This is a genomic window from Peribacillus sp. GL_122, assembly GCF_057835005.1.
Genome location: NZ_CM174415.1, coordinates 1680309 through 1696860, shown reverse-complemented (window position 1 = coordinate 1696860; position 16552 = coordinate 1680309). Strand labels below are relative to the sequence as shown.

Genomic DNA, 16552 nt, shown 5'->3' with positions numbered 1-16552 from the left:
ACCTATCGTTTTAAGTTAACCAATTCCTGTAAAATTTCATCCGACGTCGTGATGATCCTGGAGTTCGACTGGAAACCACGTTGTGCAACGATCATTTCAGTAAACTCTTCGGATAAATCCACATTGGACATTTCCAATGAACCTGATGCAATCACACCACGCCCCTCACCTGCGATATTGATGTTTGCAGTACCTGAATTGATTGATTCCTGAAAAGTGTTACCACCCGTTTTCGTCAAGCCTGATGCATTGGAGAACTTGGCGACGGCCAGTTGGCCTAAGGTTGTGATCAGACCGTTGGAATAAACGCCATTTATTTCCCCTGATGCGCCAATATTAAAGCTTTCCAGTTTTCCTTCTTTATTACCATCTGGATTGACAAGAGCTGTAGTGGAACCTTTAACTTGAGTAAGGTTCGAGAAATCAAAATCCAAATTAACTTTTTGCACGCTTTCATCAACTGCTGTATCCGAGTCATCCTCTTTGCCGCTTGAAATGTTAATGGTTTGACCTGACTGGGTTTTATCAGCTGCCACTATCTGACCATTTGCATCGAAATTCACCGAAGTGAACGGTTTTGGTTTAGTTGTTGATGTATCTCCCAAAGCAGCAGGTTCTTCATCAAAAAGCTCCCATTTATCATCACCGTTTTTTTGAAAATAAATATTTGCCGTTTGTTCTTTACCATTTTCATCCACAACTTTCATTTGCTGGCTAAATACGGTACCATCAATTGCGTCAGCAGCTAGATTTCCACTTACTGATATTTTAGTAGTGGCAATGGCAGGTAAAATCGCATTGACGTTAACAGCAACGTCGCCAATCGTTTTTGATCGTTTACCGTTTTCATCAACCTTGTAAGCCTGTACTTTCAACCCATTCGCGTTGACAAGTGTACCGTTATCATCCAGATAAAAGTTTCCTGCACGTGTATATGAAAGAGAATCGCCTTGCTTGACGACAAAATAGCCATCACCAGATATTCCTAAATCAAGATCGCGGCCGGTGGTTTGCAGGCTTGACTGTGTATGGATCGTATCGATTGTAGCTATCGTGGAGCCCAATCCAATTTGTTTAGAATTGGTTCCGCCTTTATTGGCTGTTGCTGCACTTGCACCAGATACCGTTTGGTTCATCGCATCGCTGAATGTCACACGGCTTTTTTTGAAACCATATGTATTGACATTGGCGACGTTATTACCGATTACATCCAATTTTGTTTGTAAGTTTTTTAATCCGCTTATTCCCGAATACATTGAACGAAGCATGTAAAAGCTCCCCTTTCATATATCGACTGCTTCCGTCATGCCACAGTCGAGGCTCCCTATTCCAGGTCCAGCCTATTTATCTAAAATTATGGTTCCATTTATGTTCGTGAAGATTTGTGATGTTGCTTCATCCCTGTCCATGACCGTGATGACCTTGTTGTTTTTCGTGCTTACTAACAAAATTACCGTTAAGGCAAAGGCAGATGATCCAGCAAGACTTTCAAAAGCATTAAGCCAATGAGGTTGTGGCTAAAGCTGAGCGGAATTTGTTTGAAAACCAAGTTCATTCATATTCCCGTCCCTTAAGCTTCAGCGATTTTTATCAATTGCTCTGATGATAACTTGGTGTTGTTTTCATCATCCACTTCAATTTCCAGCTTGCCATTACTCATGGATATCGAGATTACGACAGCAGACGACTCACCATTTTTATCGTCCATCCAGGAAACACGCTTGCCTATTAATTCACTTGCCGCCGTCAAGCTATTCGACGTGGAACTTGGTTGTTTCATTGCTGAAATATTTGCGGGTTCAAGCTTTGTGCCATCTTCTAAAAGAAAATAAACACCATCACCCTTATATTGGATCGATTTAACGATGCCTTTCCCTTCTTCTATCGCAAGGTCATCATCGCCTTCATCCAATTTGTGCCAAGTGACTTCCTTACCGACAAAAGAGTTATAGTTCATTAAACTATTTTGTTGATTGATCCCGATTATTTCTTCCATTTGGACTCCCATATTCATCATCTGTTCGAGAGAAGAAAAAGTGGCCATTTGGGCGATAAATTCCGTATTGTCCATCGGACTTGACGGATCTTGATTTTGAAGCTGGGTAAGCAACAATTTCAAGAAATCATCCTTTCCCAATGCATCCCCAGTTTTTCTGTTTTCAGTTTGAGATTTTGATAATAATAGTGACGTATCGATGGTCGTCATTTTTTCACCTACACTTCCAGATTTAACAGAGCATCGGCAAGGGATCCCGTAAACTCGCTTTCCGTTTCATCATTGCTTTCTTCCTTACTCTCCTGTTGTTCATTATGTTCATCAGCATCTTTATGGCTGAATTTCTCAGAGTTAAAAGCATTGAAGGCCTGTGATATTTCAATTCTTTCAATTTGAATGTTTTGTCCGCTAAAGGCTTGTTTTAAGCCATGAATCTGATTCTCCAGCATATCTTTGGCCTGAGCAGTAGAGGCCATAATCTTGGCTGACAGCATACCATCCTTTTGAATCAACTCGATTCTTAGGGACCCTAAATGTTCAGGAGTCACTCTGATCAAAAGTTTATTTACACCGTTAGTTCCGCTAAAGTTCGCCTTACTCAAAATATTTTCAAATTGTTTAACAAACTCTTCTTGACTGACAGTTTGCTCACCTTTGGGAGCTGCCAAGACGAATTGCTCCAGCTTTGTCATGAGAAAAGGCATACCAGTCCCTTGATGTTTACCACTATCCGGACTTTGCAAAGTCACACCGCTGCTTACTGTCCCGTCTTTATTTCCCTTGTCACTCCCGGATAATTGCGAGAATGCACTTTTCAATGTTTCTAATGTTTTAGTTTGCCCTTTCTCCAGAGTGTAGGATTGATCAGGTTCTGCTTTTGACTGATTGGACAGCCATCTCTCCAACTTTCCCGTTAACCCTTCAAGCAGGTGTTTCATTTGTTTCTGGATGGCCGCTTCATCTAGGGTCATATCCTTATTTTCCGAGAGAAGATCTTGAATTTTCACCAGCTTCAAAAGATTCACCACACCGGATAATGAGGGGTCATGCCATTTTTCTTCGCTCAAAACAGTAATTTTTTTCAGGATGGTATACAGATCCATGACATTGGCTGATAACAAACTTTGTGGATTCAGGCTGAAGTCATCCACTTCTTGTTCTAAATCCAGATCCTCGATGCTCCCAAAGAAATCATCAAAGGCACCCTCATCATTTCCGCCTACATTTTTTAGGACCTGTAAAATAAGGTTGTGGTCTTGTTGATTTACAGAAGGGGCTTCGGCAACTCTCTCTTCCCCTGTTTCACTTAGCCTTTCAAGTTTCAAAAAACCAAGCAAATCCTTTATTACAGACATTCGTCCTTCGGTGATGGCGCCTATATCCGATGGAATGGGAGGTTCTGTCCCAATGGCTGATTGAAGGACTGAACCAAACTCTGAATCAGTTTGCTGATTTGGCTTAACTGGTACCTTTAGACCTAATGATGCCAAGGGAAGTAAAGAATTAATCGCTGAATTCATATATTCACCTTCTCACTCTTTCCACTTAAGAACTTTGTTCCGTTAGTTTCTTCGTTAACCTTGCAGCATCAGCCGTATTCATTTGCTCCAAAACCTTAGCTAAAGTGACTGCTTTCATACTTGAGAGAATCTCCAATGCATCTTCATCATTCATTTCCATAATGATAGGTGCAGCCTTCTTGGGAGCCATAGTTTCATAAGTACGGATTATATCTTTAAACGCTTGTTTACTATTATTCTGACTATCCCTAAATTGATTCATTTCTGTTTGAAGCTGCTGTTTTTCCGCTTCTGCCTTTGCAATGGCCTTGTCACGTGTATCAATGATGCCCTCAAGCTTTTCTATCTCTTTTTCCTTGTTTTCAATCTCGGTTTCTAATTTTTCGAGTTTCATGGAAACTTTCTCATCATTCTTGGCTGGCTTCCCCTTCTCTTCATCCTTTTGATCCGATTCAATGAAGGGTATTTTCGCAGACATTTCCTTTGCCTTTTCCACTACATTCACCCCTGCAACTGTAAAAACGATCAACGCTACAGTTACCGCAAAGATTAATGGAATGAAGATGACAAGAAACCATTGAAACTTACTTATCTTGCTTTCTTCCAATTCTTCCAATCCATTAGATTCACTTTTTTTACGCATTCCATCACCTTACGCCTTTGCTTAAGAATTGCCGGATAGATATTTCATCCATTTGTTTGTTCTCAGCTTCCTTAATGACATCGAGGAATTTAAGAAAACCATTTTCTTTCAATTTCTCGTACTTTTTAACCTCAATATTTCTTTCCATTAATATATCCCGTTGATTATTCATCTTATATCGCGCTTCAATGACTTCCTGTTGACAGTGGCTTAAGAGTTTTTCCAAGTTGTCCATAAATAACTGATGATGACGAATTTCCTGAACGGATAATCCATTTCGCAGCTTTTCCTGTTGAAACTCAAGCAACTCTTCTTTTTTCTTTAAAAGCTTATATAACTTTTCTGCCACTTCTTCAAATTTTTTTAAAGCAGCATTATATTTAGCTAGTGCATCGGTTTTTTCTTTTTCTTTGATGGTCAGGATCTTCTCGAATTTATATTGATAAATCATTATTAATCACCTTTCTCCATCAATTCGACAAGGGCGTTGATACTATTATCTTTGGAAGCTTTTTCATGGGTTCCTTGCTTCAAAAATGAAATGATTTCCGGATAGCGTGTAATCGAGTTATCAATTTGTTTGGAAGAACCCTTCTTATAAGCTCCTATATTAATCAAATCTTCCGACTCCATATAGGTCGATAAACTTGCCCGCAATTTTTCTGCGGCATTTTTATGCTTGTCACCAACAATATTGTTCATGACACGACTAATGCACTTTAATACATTGAGCGCTGGAAACTGTCCTTTATTGGCCAAGTTACGGTCTAGGATGAAGTGACCATCCAAAATTCCCCTGACAGCATCAGCAATCGGTTCATTCATATCATCACCGTCGACTAGTACCGTATAAAAAGCTGTAATGGTCCCCAACTGATTTGTTCCCGTTCTTTCGAGTAACCTTGGAAGGATGGCAAAAACGGATGGCGTATACCCTTTGGTCGTCGGCGGTTCCCCGATAGCAAGCCCAATTTCCCTCTGGGCCATCGCAACCCTCGTGACCGAATCCATCATCAGCATCACATTCAATCCCTTATCACGAAAATACTCCGCGATGGCAGTTGCCGTCAAAGCACCCTTTATCCTCATCAACGCTGGCTGGTCAGATGTCGCCACTACAACGATTGATCGTGCCAGCCCTTCTGGTCCAAGATCTTTCTCAATGAATTCTCGAACTTCACGGCCGCGTTCTCCAATAAGACCGATTACGTTTAAGTCAGCCGTCGTATTCCTTGCTACCATACCAAGCAACGTGCTTTTCCCGACACCGCTCCCTGCAAAGATACCAACACGCTGTCCTTTTCCAACTGTTAATAAACTATCAATCACCCGAACTCCTACATCTATCGGTTCATTAATGGGAGGTCGTTTCATCGGATTCGGCGGATCTTGATCCACAGAAATTGTCGCGAGACCTTTTGGAAGCAGTGAGTCATCAATGGGATGTCCCAATGGATCGACTACTTTGCCAATTAGCCCGCTTCCCACCTTTATCTCAAGGCTCCGTCCGCTCCCTTCCACGATACAACCCGGTGCAATATCACTAACTGCTGTAAATGGCATTAAAATAACCATTTCATCACGGAAACCGACAACTTCAGCTAAGATTCGATTTTTCTTTTTTTGTATACCTGTATAGATATAACAAACATCACCTACAGAGCTTTCAGGGCCTTGAGATTCTATCATTAGCCCCACGACACATTTGACCCGTCCATAGTGTTTGAATGGATCAACTTCATCAACTAAGGGCAAAAGGTCTCTAGTTTTCATCTTTACTCCCCTTCCAGCAATTCAGTTAGTTTCACTTTTATTTCCTTCAGCTGACTGTCGACACTGGCGTCCATCCTTCCGTTTTCCGATTCGATGATACAGCTGCCTGCTTCAAGCTCATCATCCGGAAAGATATACAACTCAGTATCTTTCGGAAAGATTGCCATCAACTCATCTTTATGAGAAAGAATCGATTGATATTGGATCGGATGGATATGCAATTGCACTTCACGGTAATCCCTCACCTCTTTGATGGCTCTTTTGACTATGGATAAAAAAGACTCTTCATCTTTTTCAAACTGTTGCCCGATAATTTTCTCTGCCACCTTCAGGGCAAGATTCAGAATAACGGTTTCAGATGATTCGATATTGTGCCGATAATCTTTTTTAGAGGACTCTACCACTTCTTTTGCGAAGGCTATTTCCGCTGCAATCTCGTTATAACCCTTTTGGATCCCATCTTCGACTCCCTGCTGATACCCTTCTTTTTGAGCTTGTTCAATAAACATTGCTTTTTCTTGATTCTCCCATTGTTCACGGTCTTGCTGGATTTCAGCAGTAATTGCTTGGGCTTTTTGTTTAGCTTCGAGCAATAACGTTTCCGCTTCCTGTTTAGCATCATTGAGAAATTCATCAGATTGAATATAATGAAGGTTTTTCCGCTCAGCTGCATCATCATTTTGAAGAAAGTCGAAAGGGCGAACTTTTATTGCAATCTTTTTGCTTTTCTCCTGGTTAGCCTGCTGGGATTTGATAATCCTAGACAATGATATCATCCCCTCCGCCGCGGGCAATCACGATATCTCCAGTTTCTTCCAGGTGCCGAATGACGGCAACAATTCTTGATTGTGCTTCTTCTACATCACGCAATCGTACTGGCCCCATATATTCCATTTCTTCCTGGAAGGTTTCAACCATACGTTTTGACATGTTTTTGAAAACGATTTCCTTCACTTCATCACTAGCCACTTTAAGAGAAAGTTTAAGATCTTCGTTTTCAGATTCCCTGACTACTCGCTGAACCGCTCTGCCATCAAGGGTAACGATATCTTCAAAAACAAACATTCGTTTCTTGATTTCCTCAGCAAGCTCCGGATCTTGGATTTCAAGTGCCTCCAAAATCGTTCTTTCCGTTGAGCGGTCAACACCATTCAACACATCTACTACAGCTTCCACTCCACCTGTCTGTGTATAATCTTGGGTTACAGTCGCAGAAAGTTTCCTTTCGAGTATTTGCTCCACTTCATTGATGATTTCCGGAGAAGTGCTATCCATTAAAGCAATCCTTCTTGCAATATCAGCCTGCACCTCTTGCGGAAGTTCAGACAATATTTGTCCAGCCTGTGTGGGATCAAGATAAGACAAGATTAATGCAATGGTCTGCGGATGCTCGTTCTGTATGAAATTCAGGATCTGTCCAGGATCTGCCTTTCGTGCAAAGTCGAATGGCCGAACCTGCAAGGATGATGTTAAACGGTTAATGATGGCGGTTGCCTGATCAGTACCTAATGCCTTTTCAAGTACCTGCTTCGCATATCCTATCCCGCCCTGCGAGATATAATCCTGTGCTAAAGCAATATTATGGAATTCTTCCAGAATTTCTTCTTTATCATGGGAGTCCACTTTTCTCACTCCCGAAATTTCAAGGGTCAATCTCTCAATTTCCTCTTCAGAAAGATGCTTATATACGGATGCAGAAACATCCGGGCCTAAGGAAATAAGGAGGATGGCAGCTTTCTGTTTGCCAGTCAATCCGGCCTTTTTTTTTCTATCTGTCACTTTCTTAAGCCTCCTAGTCTTCTGCTATCCAGCTTCTTAATAATTTTGCAAATTCATCTGGCTTTTCTTTTGCAAGCTTCTCCAGTTGTTTTCTTTTTAAAGATGCTTCCGTTTCCTTCTCTTTGTTCAAATCCGGAACATCGAATACGACTTCTTCCTCTTCAACCACGTACTCCTCTTCCATTTCAGCTTGCTTTCGGGATCGGAGGAATAAGATTAAGAGAATGATAATGGCAAGTATTAGCACTCCGCCTACGATGTATGCCCATATTGGTAACGAAGGATTCGTTTCACCTTTTTGCAACGTCATTTTCCCGTTAAACGGCTGGACGGAAATCGCAATTTTATTATTAAGCTCCTCGTCCGTCAGTTCTTCCCCTTCAGCTTTTTTCTCGATTGTCGTGCGTATTATCGTACCAAGGATTTGTGTAATATCCTCCACACTCTGTTGAGATAAAGAATTCGGATCGTCAGCGGTGGGCGGTTCGACCATGACCTGAATACCTAAATCCTTAACTTTATATGGGCTTTCGACTATTTCTTTCTTGATTCGGTTCACTTCACTATTTATCGTTTCATCCACTTTTTCATAATCACCGGATCCGTTAGTGCCTTCAACGTAACTGGATCCCAATGAATCTGAGGAATCCTCACTTTGCGGAACGCCTCCTGCACCCGCTGCGTCCCCACTATACGATTCATTGATCCTTTGCGCAGAAATCTCAATTCCAGCCATATTTTCTTCATCGACCGGTTCAACTAAATTCTCTTCCCGATTTTCTTGAGTAAAATCAATGTCTGTCGTGACTGAAACAACCACTTTGTCTCTCCCCATAATCGTTCCAAGCATATTTTGCACCTGTCTTTGAATATCACGTTCTATTTCTTTTTTTATTTCATTTTGGGTGGCAAATGCGGACGCGAAAGAAGAATTTTCATTTTCAAGATCGAAGTACTCAAACTCTTGGTTCATAATGACGATATTATCTGTAGGGAGATTCGGAACACTTTTTGAGACAAGATGATAAAGGGAATTGATTTGACTTTCTTCAAATTTATAGCCGGGCTTCGTATTCAATACAATGGATGCTGAAGCTTCCCCAGCTGAATCACTGACAAAAACTCCTTTATCAGGAAGAGTGATCATAACACTGGCATCTTCTACTCCATCAATCTTTTTTATTAAACTGGCCAATTCCGTTTGCATCGAGTCCAGTTTAATGACATTGAATTCATTTTCAGTCATTCCGATACCAGCACTTTGACTAAAAAAGGAATAGTCGATACTGCCAGATTCCGGAATTCCTTCTGCTGCCAGTTCCACTTTAAGAGAATCCAGTTTTTCTTCTGGAACTTTTATGGTCGTTCCATTTTCAGAAACTTCATTCATAATCCCTTGACTGTCTAAATTTTCTTTAATGCTCCCCGTTTCCGATGGAGTTAAGTTGGAATATAAGGGCACCAGCGTCGTACGCGTGGTTAAAATTGAAACTGCCGTAATGATGGTGATAATTAATGCTGCTGAACCAATCATCATGAATTTTTGTTTTTTACTGCGGCCCGTCCAATAAGCAGTTATTTTGTTTTTAAAATTCACTAGTACTTCATTCATTTAAATCCCCCGGTCAGTCTATGAATTTATGATTGGGGGATTTTTTCCCCCTGGTCATTTTTCTCTATATAATGAGGTTAAAAAATAAATGCTATATACTCATTCTCATCATTTCCTGGTAGGCTTCCACAACCTTATTCCGAACCTCTAATGTAGCCTGCATGGTAACGCTGGCTTTTTGTGAAGCTATCATCACCGAATGTAGCTCAACATCCTCTCCATTAACCAATTTGGTTGTAAGATCATCAGATGCCACTTGTGTTTCGTTGACTTTATTAATTGATTCTTTTAATACCGACGCAAAATTTCGGTGTGCTTCGTATGGTGTATTAGTATTGTTTTGATCTTTTTTCAATACATTACTTGCATTGTTCACTGTAGAAAGAGAAATCCCCTCCATATCAACAATCTCCTTTCAAACTTTTATTTTCCAATTTCCAAAGCTTTCATCATCATTCCCTTTGATGCATTTAAAACTGTCACATTTGCTTCGTATGAACGTGTGACACTCATTAAATCAACCATCTCCCGAAGCGGGTCGACATTTGGCATTTCAACATAACCATCTTCATTGGCATCAGGATGTTCGGGATTGTAATCCAGTTCAAAAGGTGTTTTATCTTTTACTATTCCAGTCACCTTCACTCCATTCCCTACTTCGCTCGTTTTTTGGGATGCTGCGTTTAAGAAACTTGAAAAACCATTTTCCTTACTTTGCAGCACAACCGATTTTCTTGTATACGGCTTCCATGTTTTCGATTCCGCGTCATATTCCGCCCTGGTCGTATCAGCATTAGCCATATTAGCAGAGATTACATCCATCCTTACCCTTTGGCTCGTCAGGCTGGATCCGGTCATGTTTATACTTTGGAAGATTCCCATCACTTACCTCCTCTAATTACATTCTGCAATGATTGAAACTTACCTGAAAGCCTGTCGGTTACTGCATTATAATAAATCTGATTGGCTGCAAGCTCCGTCATTTCCTTATCAACGTCCACGCTATTTCCATTATTGTTATATCGGACATTTTTCTGCATCACGACCTGAGAAGTATGACTCCCCTCTGACTTGAAAGTAAAATGCCGTTCATCGGTACGATATGACTCCAGGTAAGATTCCAGCTCTGCCTTAAAGGATTGTGTTTTGTTGACCTCTTTGGCTTTATAATTAGGCGTATCCGAGTTGGCTATGTTCTGTGAAATGACTTTTTGTTTTACATTGGAATAATTAAGGGCATTTTCTAGTGATTGAAAAGTATTTGAAAATAAATCCACATCGATCACCTCTTTCTATAATTTACAAATAATTACATTATCAATAAATTAACCCAGTACATTACGTTTTTAATTTTAAAGAAACATTATAACTATGTCCATAAACAACACATAGACTTTAGACCTATTATCGTCGAAATTTGTCATAACTTGTTCAAGTTTGTCGTTTTTATTAGTATGATTACAGGGTTAATATTACGTAATATTACATTTTAATATGATATTCTACATATTAACCAAAGTTTACTTCTATTAGCTTTTATATCATATCGAAAAACAAACCTATATACCTGATACTTTAGAACTAATTTTCACATTTACTTTCAATTGATTATTTCAATTTAGTTGATTTCACCCTTTAAAATAAAGGATTTATAAGAAAACAAAGGCTTACTGCCTTTTTTCTTTTTTTGAAAAAAACGTTTTTTTCAAAACGCTGATTTATTCGACAAAATTCCCTAATAGCTTAAACCCGTTATCCATAGAGTTTTAGCAATCTAAAAGTTATAACAACGTTCCTTTTTCACTATTGCAACAGTTATAATAATATAATTCCTCTTTTTAAGAAAAATTCAACTATTTTTTCAATTCTAATAGAAACCAAGCCTATATTCATATTTCCATTTAATTCGAATTACCTCTTTTTCCTTTCTCCCCCTGACATTCACCCGCTTTTGCTTATTAGTCCCAGAAAGCAACAGATCCAAATACCACAAAAAAAAGCAGCCCTTTTTAAAGGACTGCTTTTTTAGTATGTTAATTATTTTTAAGCTTTTCTAATTCAAGAAGGAATTTATCGTTCAATACTTTGATATAAGTACCTTTCATTCCTAGTGAGCGGGATTCAATGACTCCGGCACTTTCCAGTTTCCGTAGAGCATTTACGATAACGGAACGGGTGATGCCGACACGGTCTGCAATTTTGGATGCTACAAGCAGACCTTCATTACCTTTAAGCTCCTCAAAAATGTGCTCAATAGCTTCCAATTCGCTGTAAGATAACGAGGAAATTGCCATTTGAACAACAGCTTTACTACGAGCTTCTTCTTCTATCTCTTCTGATTTTTCACGCAGGATTTCCATACCGACTACTGTCGCACCATATTCAGCCAAAATTAAATCATCATCATGAAATTTTTCTTGTAATCGGGCAAGAACCAATGTTCCTAAACGTTCTCCCCCACCCATAATCGGTACGATCGTCGTTAATCCAGTTGCGAAAAGCTCTTTGTTTTCGACTGGGAAAGCAGTATATTCGCTTTCGATATCAAGATTCGAAGAGGTTTCAGGAATATTGAACAGGTTTTTTGTGTACTCTTCAGGGAATTGTTTATCTTCCAACATTTTGTACATGCGTTCGTTTTCAATTTGCTGACTTACCGCTATGCCAAGTAATTTCCCGCGGCGGCTGACGACGAATACATTCGCTTCGATAACTTCACTTAAACTTTCAGCCATTTCCTTGAAGTTAACTGCTTTACCTGCTGCTTTTTGGAGCATTGCATTGATTTTTCTTGTTTTTGCTAATAAGTTCATTTGATTTGTTCCTCCTAAAAATACCATGGTTCACAATAACTATGAAGTTGTATTTCCGTAATTTTATGTTCATTGCCAAGATTGTTTCTTAATTAAAGGATAAACTGGCTTAAATCTTTGTTCCGGGCGATAGAACCAAGCTTACCTTCGACATATTGGGGCGTAATTGTAATCTTCTCCATCGTTATTTCCGGAGCTTCAAAAGATAAGTCTTCAAGCAACCGTTCCAAAATGGTATGAAGTCTTCTTGCACCAATATTGTCTGTGTTTTGATTTACTTCGAAGGCCACTTCAGCTATCTTACGAACAGCATCGTCAGAAAATTCAATTTCTATACCTTCAGTTTCTAATAAAGCAACATATTGTTTTAACAAGGCATTATCCGGTTCATGAAGAATCCGTACAAAGTCATCTACAGTCAGTTTGTTCAATTCTACACGAATTGGGAATCTACCTTGTAATTCAGGGATAAGGTCGGATGGCTTAGCCATGTGAAAGGCCCCTGCAGCAATGAATAAGACATGATCCGTTTTAACTGAACCATATTTAGTCACTACTGTCGAACCTTCAACAATTGGCAGGATATCCCTTTGGACACCCTCTCTTGATACATCCGCTGATGAACTTCCAGATTGCTTACTGGCAATTTTATCTATTTCATCGATGAAGATAATCCCATTTTGCTCAGCCCCGTATACTGCATCGGAAGTGACTTCATCCATATCAATCAATTTTGCCGCCTCTTCATTTGTTAAAACGGTTCTTGCTTCACTTACTTTCAATTTGCGCTTCTTGCTTTTTTTCGGCATCAAGCTTCCTAAAGCGTCCTGCATGTTCATCCCCATTTGTTCCATTCCCGAACCTTGGAGCATATCAAACATCGAAGCAGCCTGTTCTTCCACTTCGACCGTTATCATTTCACTTTCTAACTCACCGTTAGCCAGCTTTTCAGCGACGGTTTTTCTTTTTTCCTGCAAACTTAAATCTTCGGAATTTTCTTCAGAATCCTGTTCGTCTTGATTGTTATTGCCTCCAAAAAAGACTTCAAGAGGATTCTTGAAATTACTCTGTTTTTTTGTTGATGGCACTAAAAGTTCTATTAAGCGGCGATTTGCATTTTCTTCTGCCCGCTCCTTTACGCTGGCCATCTTTTCTTCCTTCACGAGGCGGACGGAAGTCTCCACCAAATCACGAACCATCGACTCAACATCCCGGCCGACATACCCGACTTCCGTAAATTTCGTTGCTTCAACTTTTACAAAAGGAGCACCTACCAATTTAGCCATTCTCCGAGCTATTTCTGTTTTCCCAACGCCTGTCGGTCCAATCATTAATATATTCTTCGGAACGACTTCATCACGAAGTTGATCCGAGAGAAGGGAACGTCGGTAGCGATTCCGAAAAGCCACTGCCACTGCCCGTTTTGCCTCACGCTGCCCTACGATATACTGATCCAGTTTTTCAACGATTTGCCTCGGTGTTAAATTAGCTTTTTTTGACATTTGCGCTCCTCCTTACAACTCTTCCACGATTATATTCGTATTCGTAAATACACAAATTTCCGCTGCAATTTGTAAAGATGATTGGGCGATTTCCTTTGCCGATAATTGGTCACTGGAAAACCGCATTAATGCCCTGCCGGCAGCCAGTGCATAATTCCCACCCGATCCTATGGCGAGAATCCCGTCATCCGGTTCAATTACTTCCCCGGTGCCCGAAACGAGCAGCAAATGGTTCTTATCCATCACGACTAGCATGGCTTCCAGCTTTCTCAATACATTGTCACTTCTCCATTGCTTTGCCATTTCGACGGCAGCGCGCTGAAGATTGCCATTATACTCTTCAAGTTTAGCTTCGAACATCTCAAATAAAGTGAATGCATCTGCAACGGAACCTGCAAAACCTGCAAGGACATTACCATTAAAGATTTTTCTTACTTTCCTCGCCGTATGCTTCATCACTACTGAATTTCCTAAAGTAACCTGCCCATCACCGGACATGGCACATTCACCTTTATGATGCACTGCAAATATCGTTGTCATAAAGTGTCCCCTTTCAACATTTAAGGCCGCGGATGTGATGCATTGTAGACTTTTTTCAATTGGTCTTTTGTAACATGCGTATACACTTGCGTTGATGAAATTTTAGAATGACCAAGCAATTCTTGAACCGTGCGAATGTCCGCCCCATTATTCAATAGGTGTGTAGCAAACGAATGCCTTAGCATATGGGGATGAAGACTTCCATCTGCGGCTGACTTTTTAATCAATTCATTCAATATATAGCGAACTCCCCTAGGTGTCAGAGGGTCTCCACGAAAATTAACAAATAAATAAACATGCGCCTTGGCGTCAGACGAAGTCAATTCCATCCTGGCTGTACGTATGTATAAATCTATCGCTTCCTGTGCATAGCTACCAACCGGAACGTAGCGATCCTTTTTTCCTTTTCCATGGATCAGTACCGTCCCTAAGGAAAGATCGATATCCTGCAGTTTAATCTCACAACATTCACTTACACGAATTCCTGTAGCATACAATAATTCCAGTAAGGCATTGTTCCTTATTCCTATCGGTGAATCCTTCTTTAAAGAAGAAAACAACTGATTCATTTCCTTCTCATAAAGAAAACGCGGCAGTCTTTGATCCTTTTTAGGTAAAGAAGCCAAAGAAAAAGGATTATCTTTCACATCACCTTCACGTAGTAAAAATCTATAAAGGCTCCGCAAGCAAGATGTTTTTCTTGCTACAGTGCGCTTAGAAAGGTTTTTCTCATATAAATTCGTTAAATATAACCGGACATCAAAATATTCAACGGACGTGATATCCTCAATGCCCTGTTCATTAAGGAACAGAAAAAATTCGTGAATATCACGTTTGTAATTTTCAATGGTGTATTGTGAACTGTTTTTTTCAATCTGTAAATATTCGATGAAGGATGATAATGCCTTTTTTTGATTAATCATGGAAACACCTCGCAAAGGCTAATAAATAGTATCATACTTTAAAACAGCAGGCAAATATTTTACAAATTTTTCACAAAGTTCTGAATTGTGTCCAAAGCGCGTTTAGCATGCGTTTCGTTCCGCTCTTTTTTGGATTTGATTCTCACTTCTAGGTCTGGGAGCAATCCAAAGTTGGCATTCATCGGTTGGAAGCTCTTACCATTCGTCGACGTTATATACCTTGCCATGCTGCCCATCGTCGTCTCCGCAGGGAATATGATAGGCTCCAATCCTTGGACGATCCTTGCAGCATTGATACCTGCAACAAGTCCTGATGCAGCAGATTCTACATACCCTTCGACACCAGTCATCTGACCGGCAAAGAATAAATCATCCCGATTCTTGAATTGATACGTAGGCTTCAATACATTAGGTGAGTTTATGAATGTGTTTCGATGCATAACTCCATAACGCACAATTTCCGCATTTTCCAAACCAGGTATAAGCTGCAATACTTCTTTTTGCGGCCCCCATTTCAAATGTGTCTGAAAACCAACAATATTGTAAAGTGTTCCTGCCGCATCATCTTGACGCAATTGAACTACAGCAAAAGGACGTTTTCCCGTTTTTGGATCTTCTAAGCCAACTGGCTTCAATGGACCAAATAACATCGTTTTCTTCCCTCGTGATGCCATCACTTCAATGGGCATGCAGCCTTCAAAAAAGATTTCCTTTTCGAATTCTTTAAGTGGTACTGTTTCAGCAGCGATCAATGCTTCATAAAAGCGGTCAAACTCTTCTTCCGTCATCGGACAGTTCAAATAAGCTGCTTCCCCTTTATCATAACGGGATTTCAAATATACTTTATCCATGTTGATGCTGTCTTTTTCAAGAATTGGCGCGGCAGCATCATAGAAGTACAAGTATTCTTCATCCATGATTTGCTTTAAGCTGTCAGATAGTGACTGACTTGTAAGCGGACCGGTTGCAATGACGGTAGGACCTTCCGGAATTTCCGTCACTTCTTCATTAATGACAGTCACATTTGGATGATTTTTGACCCTTTCCGTAACAAGACCGGCAAATTCATGACGATCAACAGCTAAAGCACCGCCAGCCGGTACAGCACAAGCATCTGCTGCGGACATGATGACCGAATCCAGGATACGCATTTCTTCTTTTAATACACCAACTGCATTTGTTAAAGTATTTGCCCGAAGTGAATTGGAACAAACAAGTTCAGCGAATTTATCGGTATGATGGGCTGGCGTTTGTTTTACAGGGCGCATTTCATATAGATCGACTTTAATTCCTCTTTTAGCTAACTGCCACGCCGCTTCACTTCCAGCAAGCCCAGCACCGATTACACTTACTTTTGTTTCTTTCATTTTTCGAACCTCCATGTATAGATATGATAAGACAGGATCATTTATCATTAAAACTGCTTTCATAAAATTTTCATTTTTAACGAT

General features: G+C 40.1%; 17 protein-coding genes and 1 pseudogene. All 18 read right to left on the bottom strand.

The features are described 5' to 3' along the window. Positions 1–2: 2 nt before the first annotated feature. The 18 genes and pseudogenes from AC3ISB_RS08290 to trmFO all read right to left on the bottom strand — a co-directional run bounded on the left by AC3ISB_RS08290 (position 3) and on the right by trmFO (position 16468). Positions 3–1268: a flagellar hook protein FlgE gene (locus tag AC3ISB_RS08290; protein WP_489276005.1), complete on the bottom strand. Its 1266-nt coding sequence runs from the start codon at positions 1266–1268 to the stop codon at positions 3–5. Between the two features lie 72 nt (positions 1269–1340). Continuing rightward, positions 1341–1448, bottom strand: a pseudogene (locus AC3ISB_RS08285) (TIGR02530 family flagellar biosynthesis protein); the annotation flags it as partial. A 122-nt stretch (positions 1449–1570) separates the two neighbouring features. Then, the gene (flgD, locus tag AC3ISB_RS08280) at positions 1571–2206 is read right to left on the bottom strand and encodes a flagellar hook assembly protein FlgD (RefSeq protein ID WP_489276003.1); all 636 of its coding nucleotides are present in this window, start codon (positions 2204–2206) and stop codon (positions 1571–1573) included. Positions 2207–2214: 8 nt separating this feature from the next. Then, positions 2215–3516, bottom strand: a complete 1302-nt coding sequence (locus tag AC3ISB_RS08275) for a flagellar hook-length control protein FliK (protein ID WP_480339123.1) — start codon at positions 3514–3516, stop codon at positions 2215–2217. 25 nt (positions 3517–3541) lie between these two features. Next, a complete protein-coding gene (locus AC3ISB_RS08270) occupies positions 3542–4159 on the bottom strand; it encodes a MotE family protein (protein ID WP_480339124.1) in 618 nt (205 codons plus the stop codon). Positions 4160–4163: 4 nt separating this feature from the next. After that, positions 4164–4610 (bottom strand): flagellar export protein FliJ, encoded by a 447-nt coding sequence (fliJ, locus tag AC3ISB_RS08265; protein ID WP_141992176.1) that lies wholly within the window; start codon positions 4608–4610, stop codon positions 4164–4166. 2 nt (positions 4611–4612) lie between these two features. Next, entirely contained in the window at positions 4613–5932 is a 1320-nt protein-coding gene (gene fliI, locus AC3ISB_RS08260; RefSeq protein WP_480339125.1) for a flagellar protein export ATPase FliI, read from the bottom strand. A 2-nt stretch (positions 5933–5934) separates the two neighbouring features. After that, the gene (gene fliH / locus AC3ISB_RS08255; RefSeq protein ID WP_489276000.1) at positions 5935–6699 is read right to left on the bottom strand and encodes a flagellar assembly protein FliH; all 765 of its coding nucleotides are present in this window, start codon (positions 6697–6699) and stop codon (positions 5935–5937) included. Then, positions 6692–7711, bottom strand: coding sequence for a flagellar motor switch protein FliG (gene fliG, locus AC3ISB_RS08250; protein WP_489275998.1), 1020 nt, complete (start codon positions 7709–7711; stop codon positions 6692–6694). Before fliG ends, fliH begins: the two co-directional genes overlap by 8 nt. 13 nt (positions 7712–7724) lie before the next feature. Next, positions 7725–9323, bottom strand: a complete 1599-nt coding sequence (fliF, locus tag AC3ISB_RS08245; RefSeq protein WP_430098104.1) for a flagellar basal-body MS-ring/collar protein FliF — start codon at positions 9321–9323, stop codon at positions 7725–7727. Positions 9324–9414: 91 nt separating this feature from the next. Further along, the gene (gene fliE, locus AC3ISB_RS08240) at positions 9415–9723 is read right to left on the bottom strand and encodes a flagellar hook-basal body complex protein FliE (RefSeq protein WP_141992181.1); all 309 of its coding nucleotides are present in this window, start codon (positions 9721–9723) and stop codon (positions 9415–9417) included. A gap of 23 nt (positions 9724–9746) precedes the next feature. Further along, complete coding sequence (gene flgC, locus AC3ISB_RS08235; protein WP_141992182.1) at positions 9747–10205, bottom strand: flagellar basal body rod protein FlgC; 459 nt, start codon at positions 10203–10205, stop codon at positions 9747–9749. Beyond that, positions 10205–10600: a flagellar basal body rod protein FlgB gene (gene flgB / locus AC3ISB_RS08230; protein WP_480339127.1), complete on the bottom strand. Its 396-nt coding sequence runs from the start codon at positions 10598–10600 to the stop codon at positions 10205–10207. Before flgB ends, flgC begins: the two co-directional genes overlap by 1 nt. A gap of 756 nt (positions 10601–11356) precedes the next feature. Then, complete coding sequence (codY, locus tag AC3ISB_RS08225; RefSeq protein ID WP_057278408.1) at positions 11357–12136, bottom strand: GTP-sensing pleiotropic transcriptional regulator CodY; 780 nt, start codon at positions 12134–12136, stop codon at positions 11357–11359. A gap of 92 nt (positions 12137–12228) precedes the next feature. Beyond that, a complete protein-coding gene (hslU, locus tag AC3ISB_RS08220) occupies positions 12229–13638 on the bottom strand; it encodes an ATP-dependent protease ATPase subunit HslU (RefSeq protein WP_489275997.1) in 1410 nt (469 codons plus the stop codon). A 12-nt stretch (positions 13639–13650) separates the two neighbouring features. Continuing rightward, positions 13651–14178, bottom strand: a complete 528-nt coding sequence (hslV, locus tag AC3ISB_RS08215; protein ID WP_057278409.1) for an HslVU peptidase proteolytic subunit — start codon at positions 14176–14178, stop codon at positions 13651–13653. 20 nt (positions 14179–14198) lie between these two features. Next, positions 14199–15101 (bottom strand): tyrosine recombinase XerC, encoded by a 903-nt coding sequence (xerC, locus tag AC3ISB_RS08210; protein ID WP_098371028.1) that lies wholly within the window; start codon positions 15099–15101, stop codon positions 14199–14201. 59 nt (positions 15102–15160) lie between these two features. After that, the gene (gene trmFO / locus AC3ISB_RS08205; RefSeq protein ID WP_063231875.1) at positions 15161–16468 is read right to left on the bottom strand and encodes an FADH(2)-oxidizing methylenetetrahydrofolate--tRNA-(uracil(54)-C(5))-methyltransferase TrmFO; all 1308 of its coding nucleotides are present in this window, start codon (positions 16466–16468) and stop codon (positions 15161–15163) included. Positions 16469–16552: the final 84 nt, after the last annotated feature.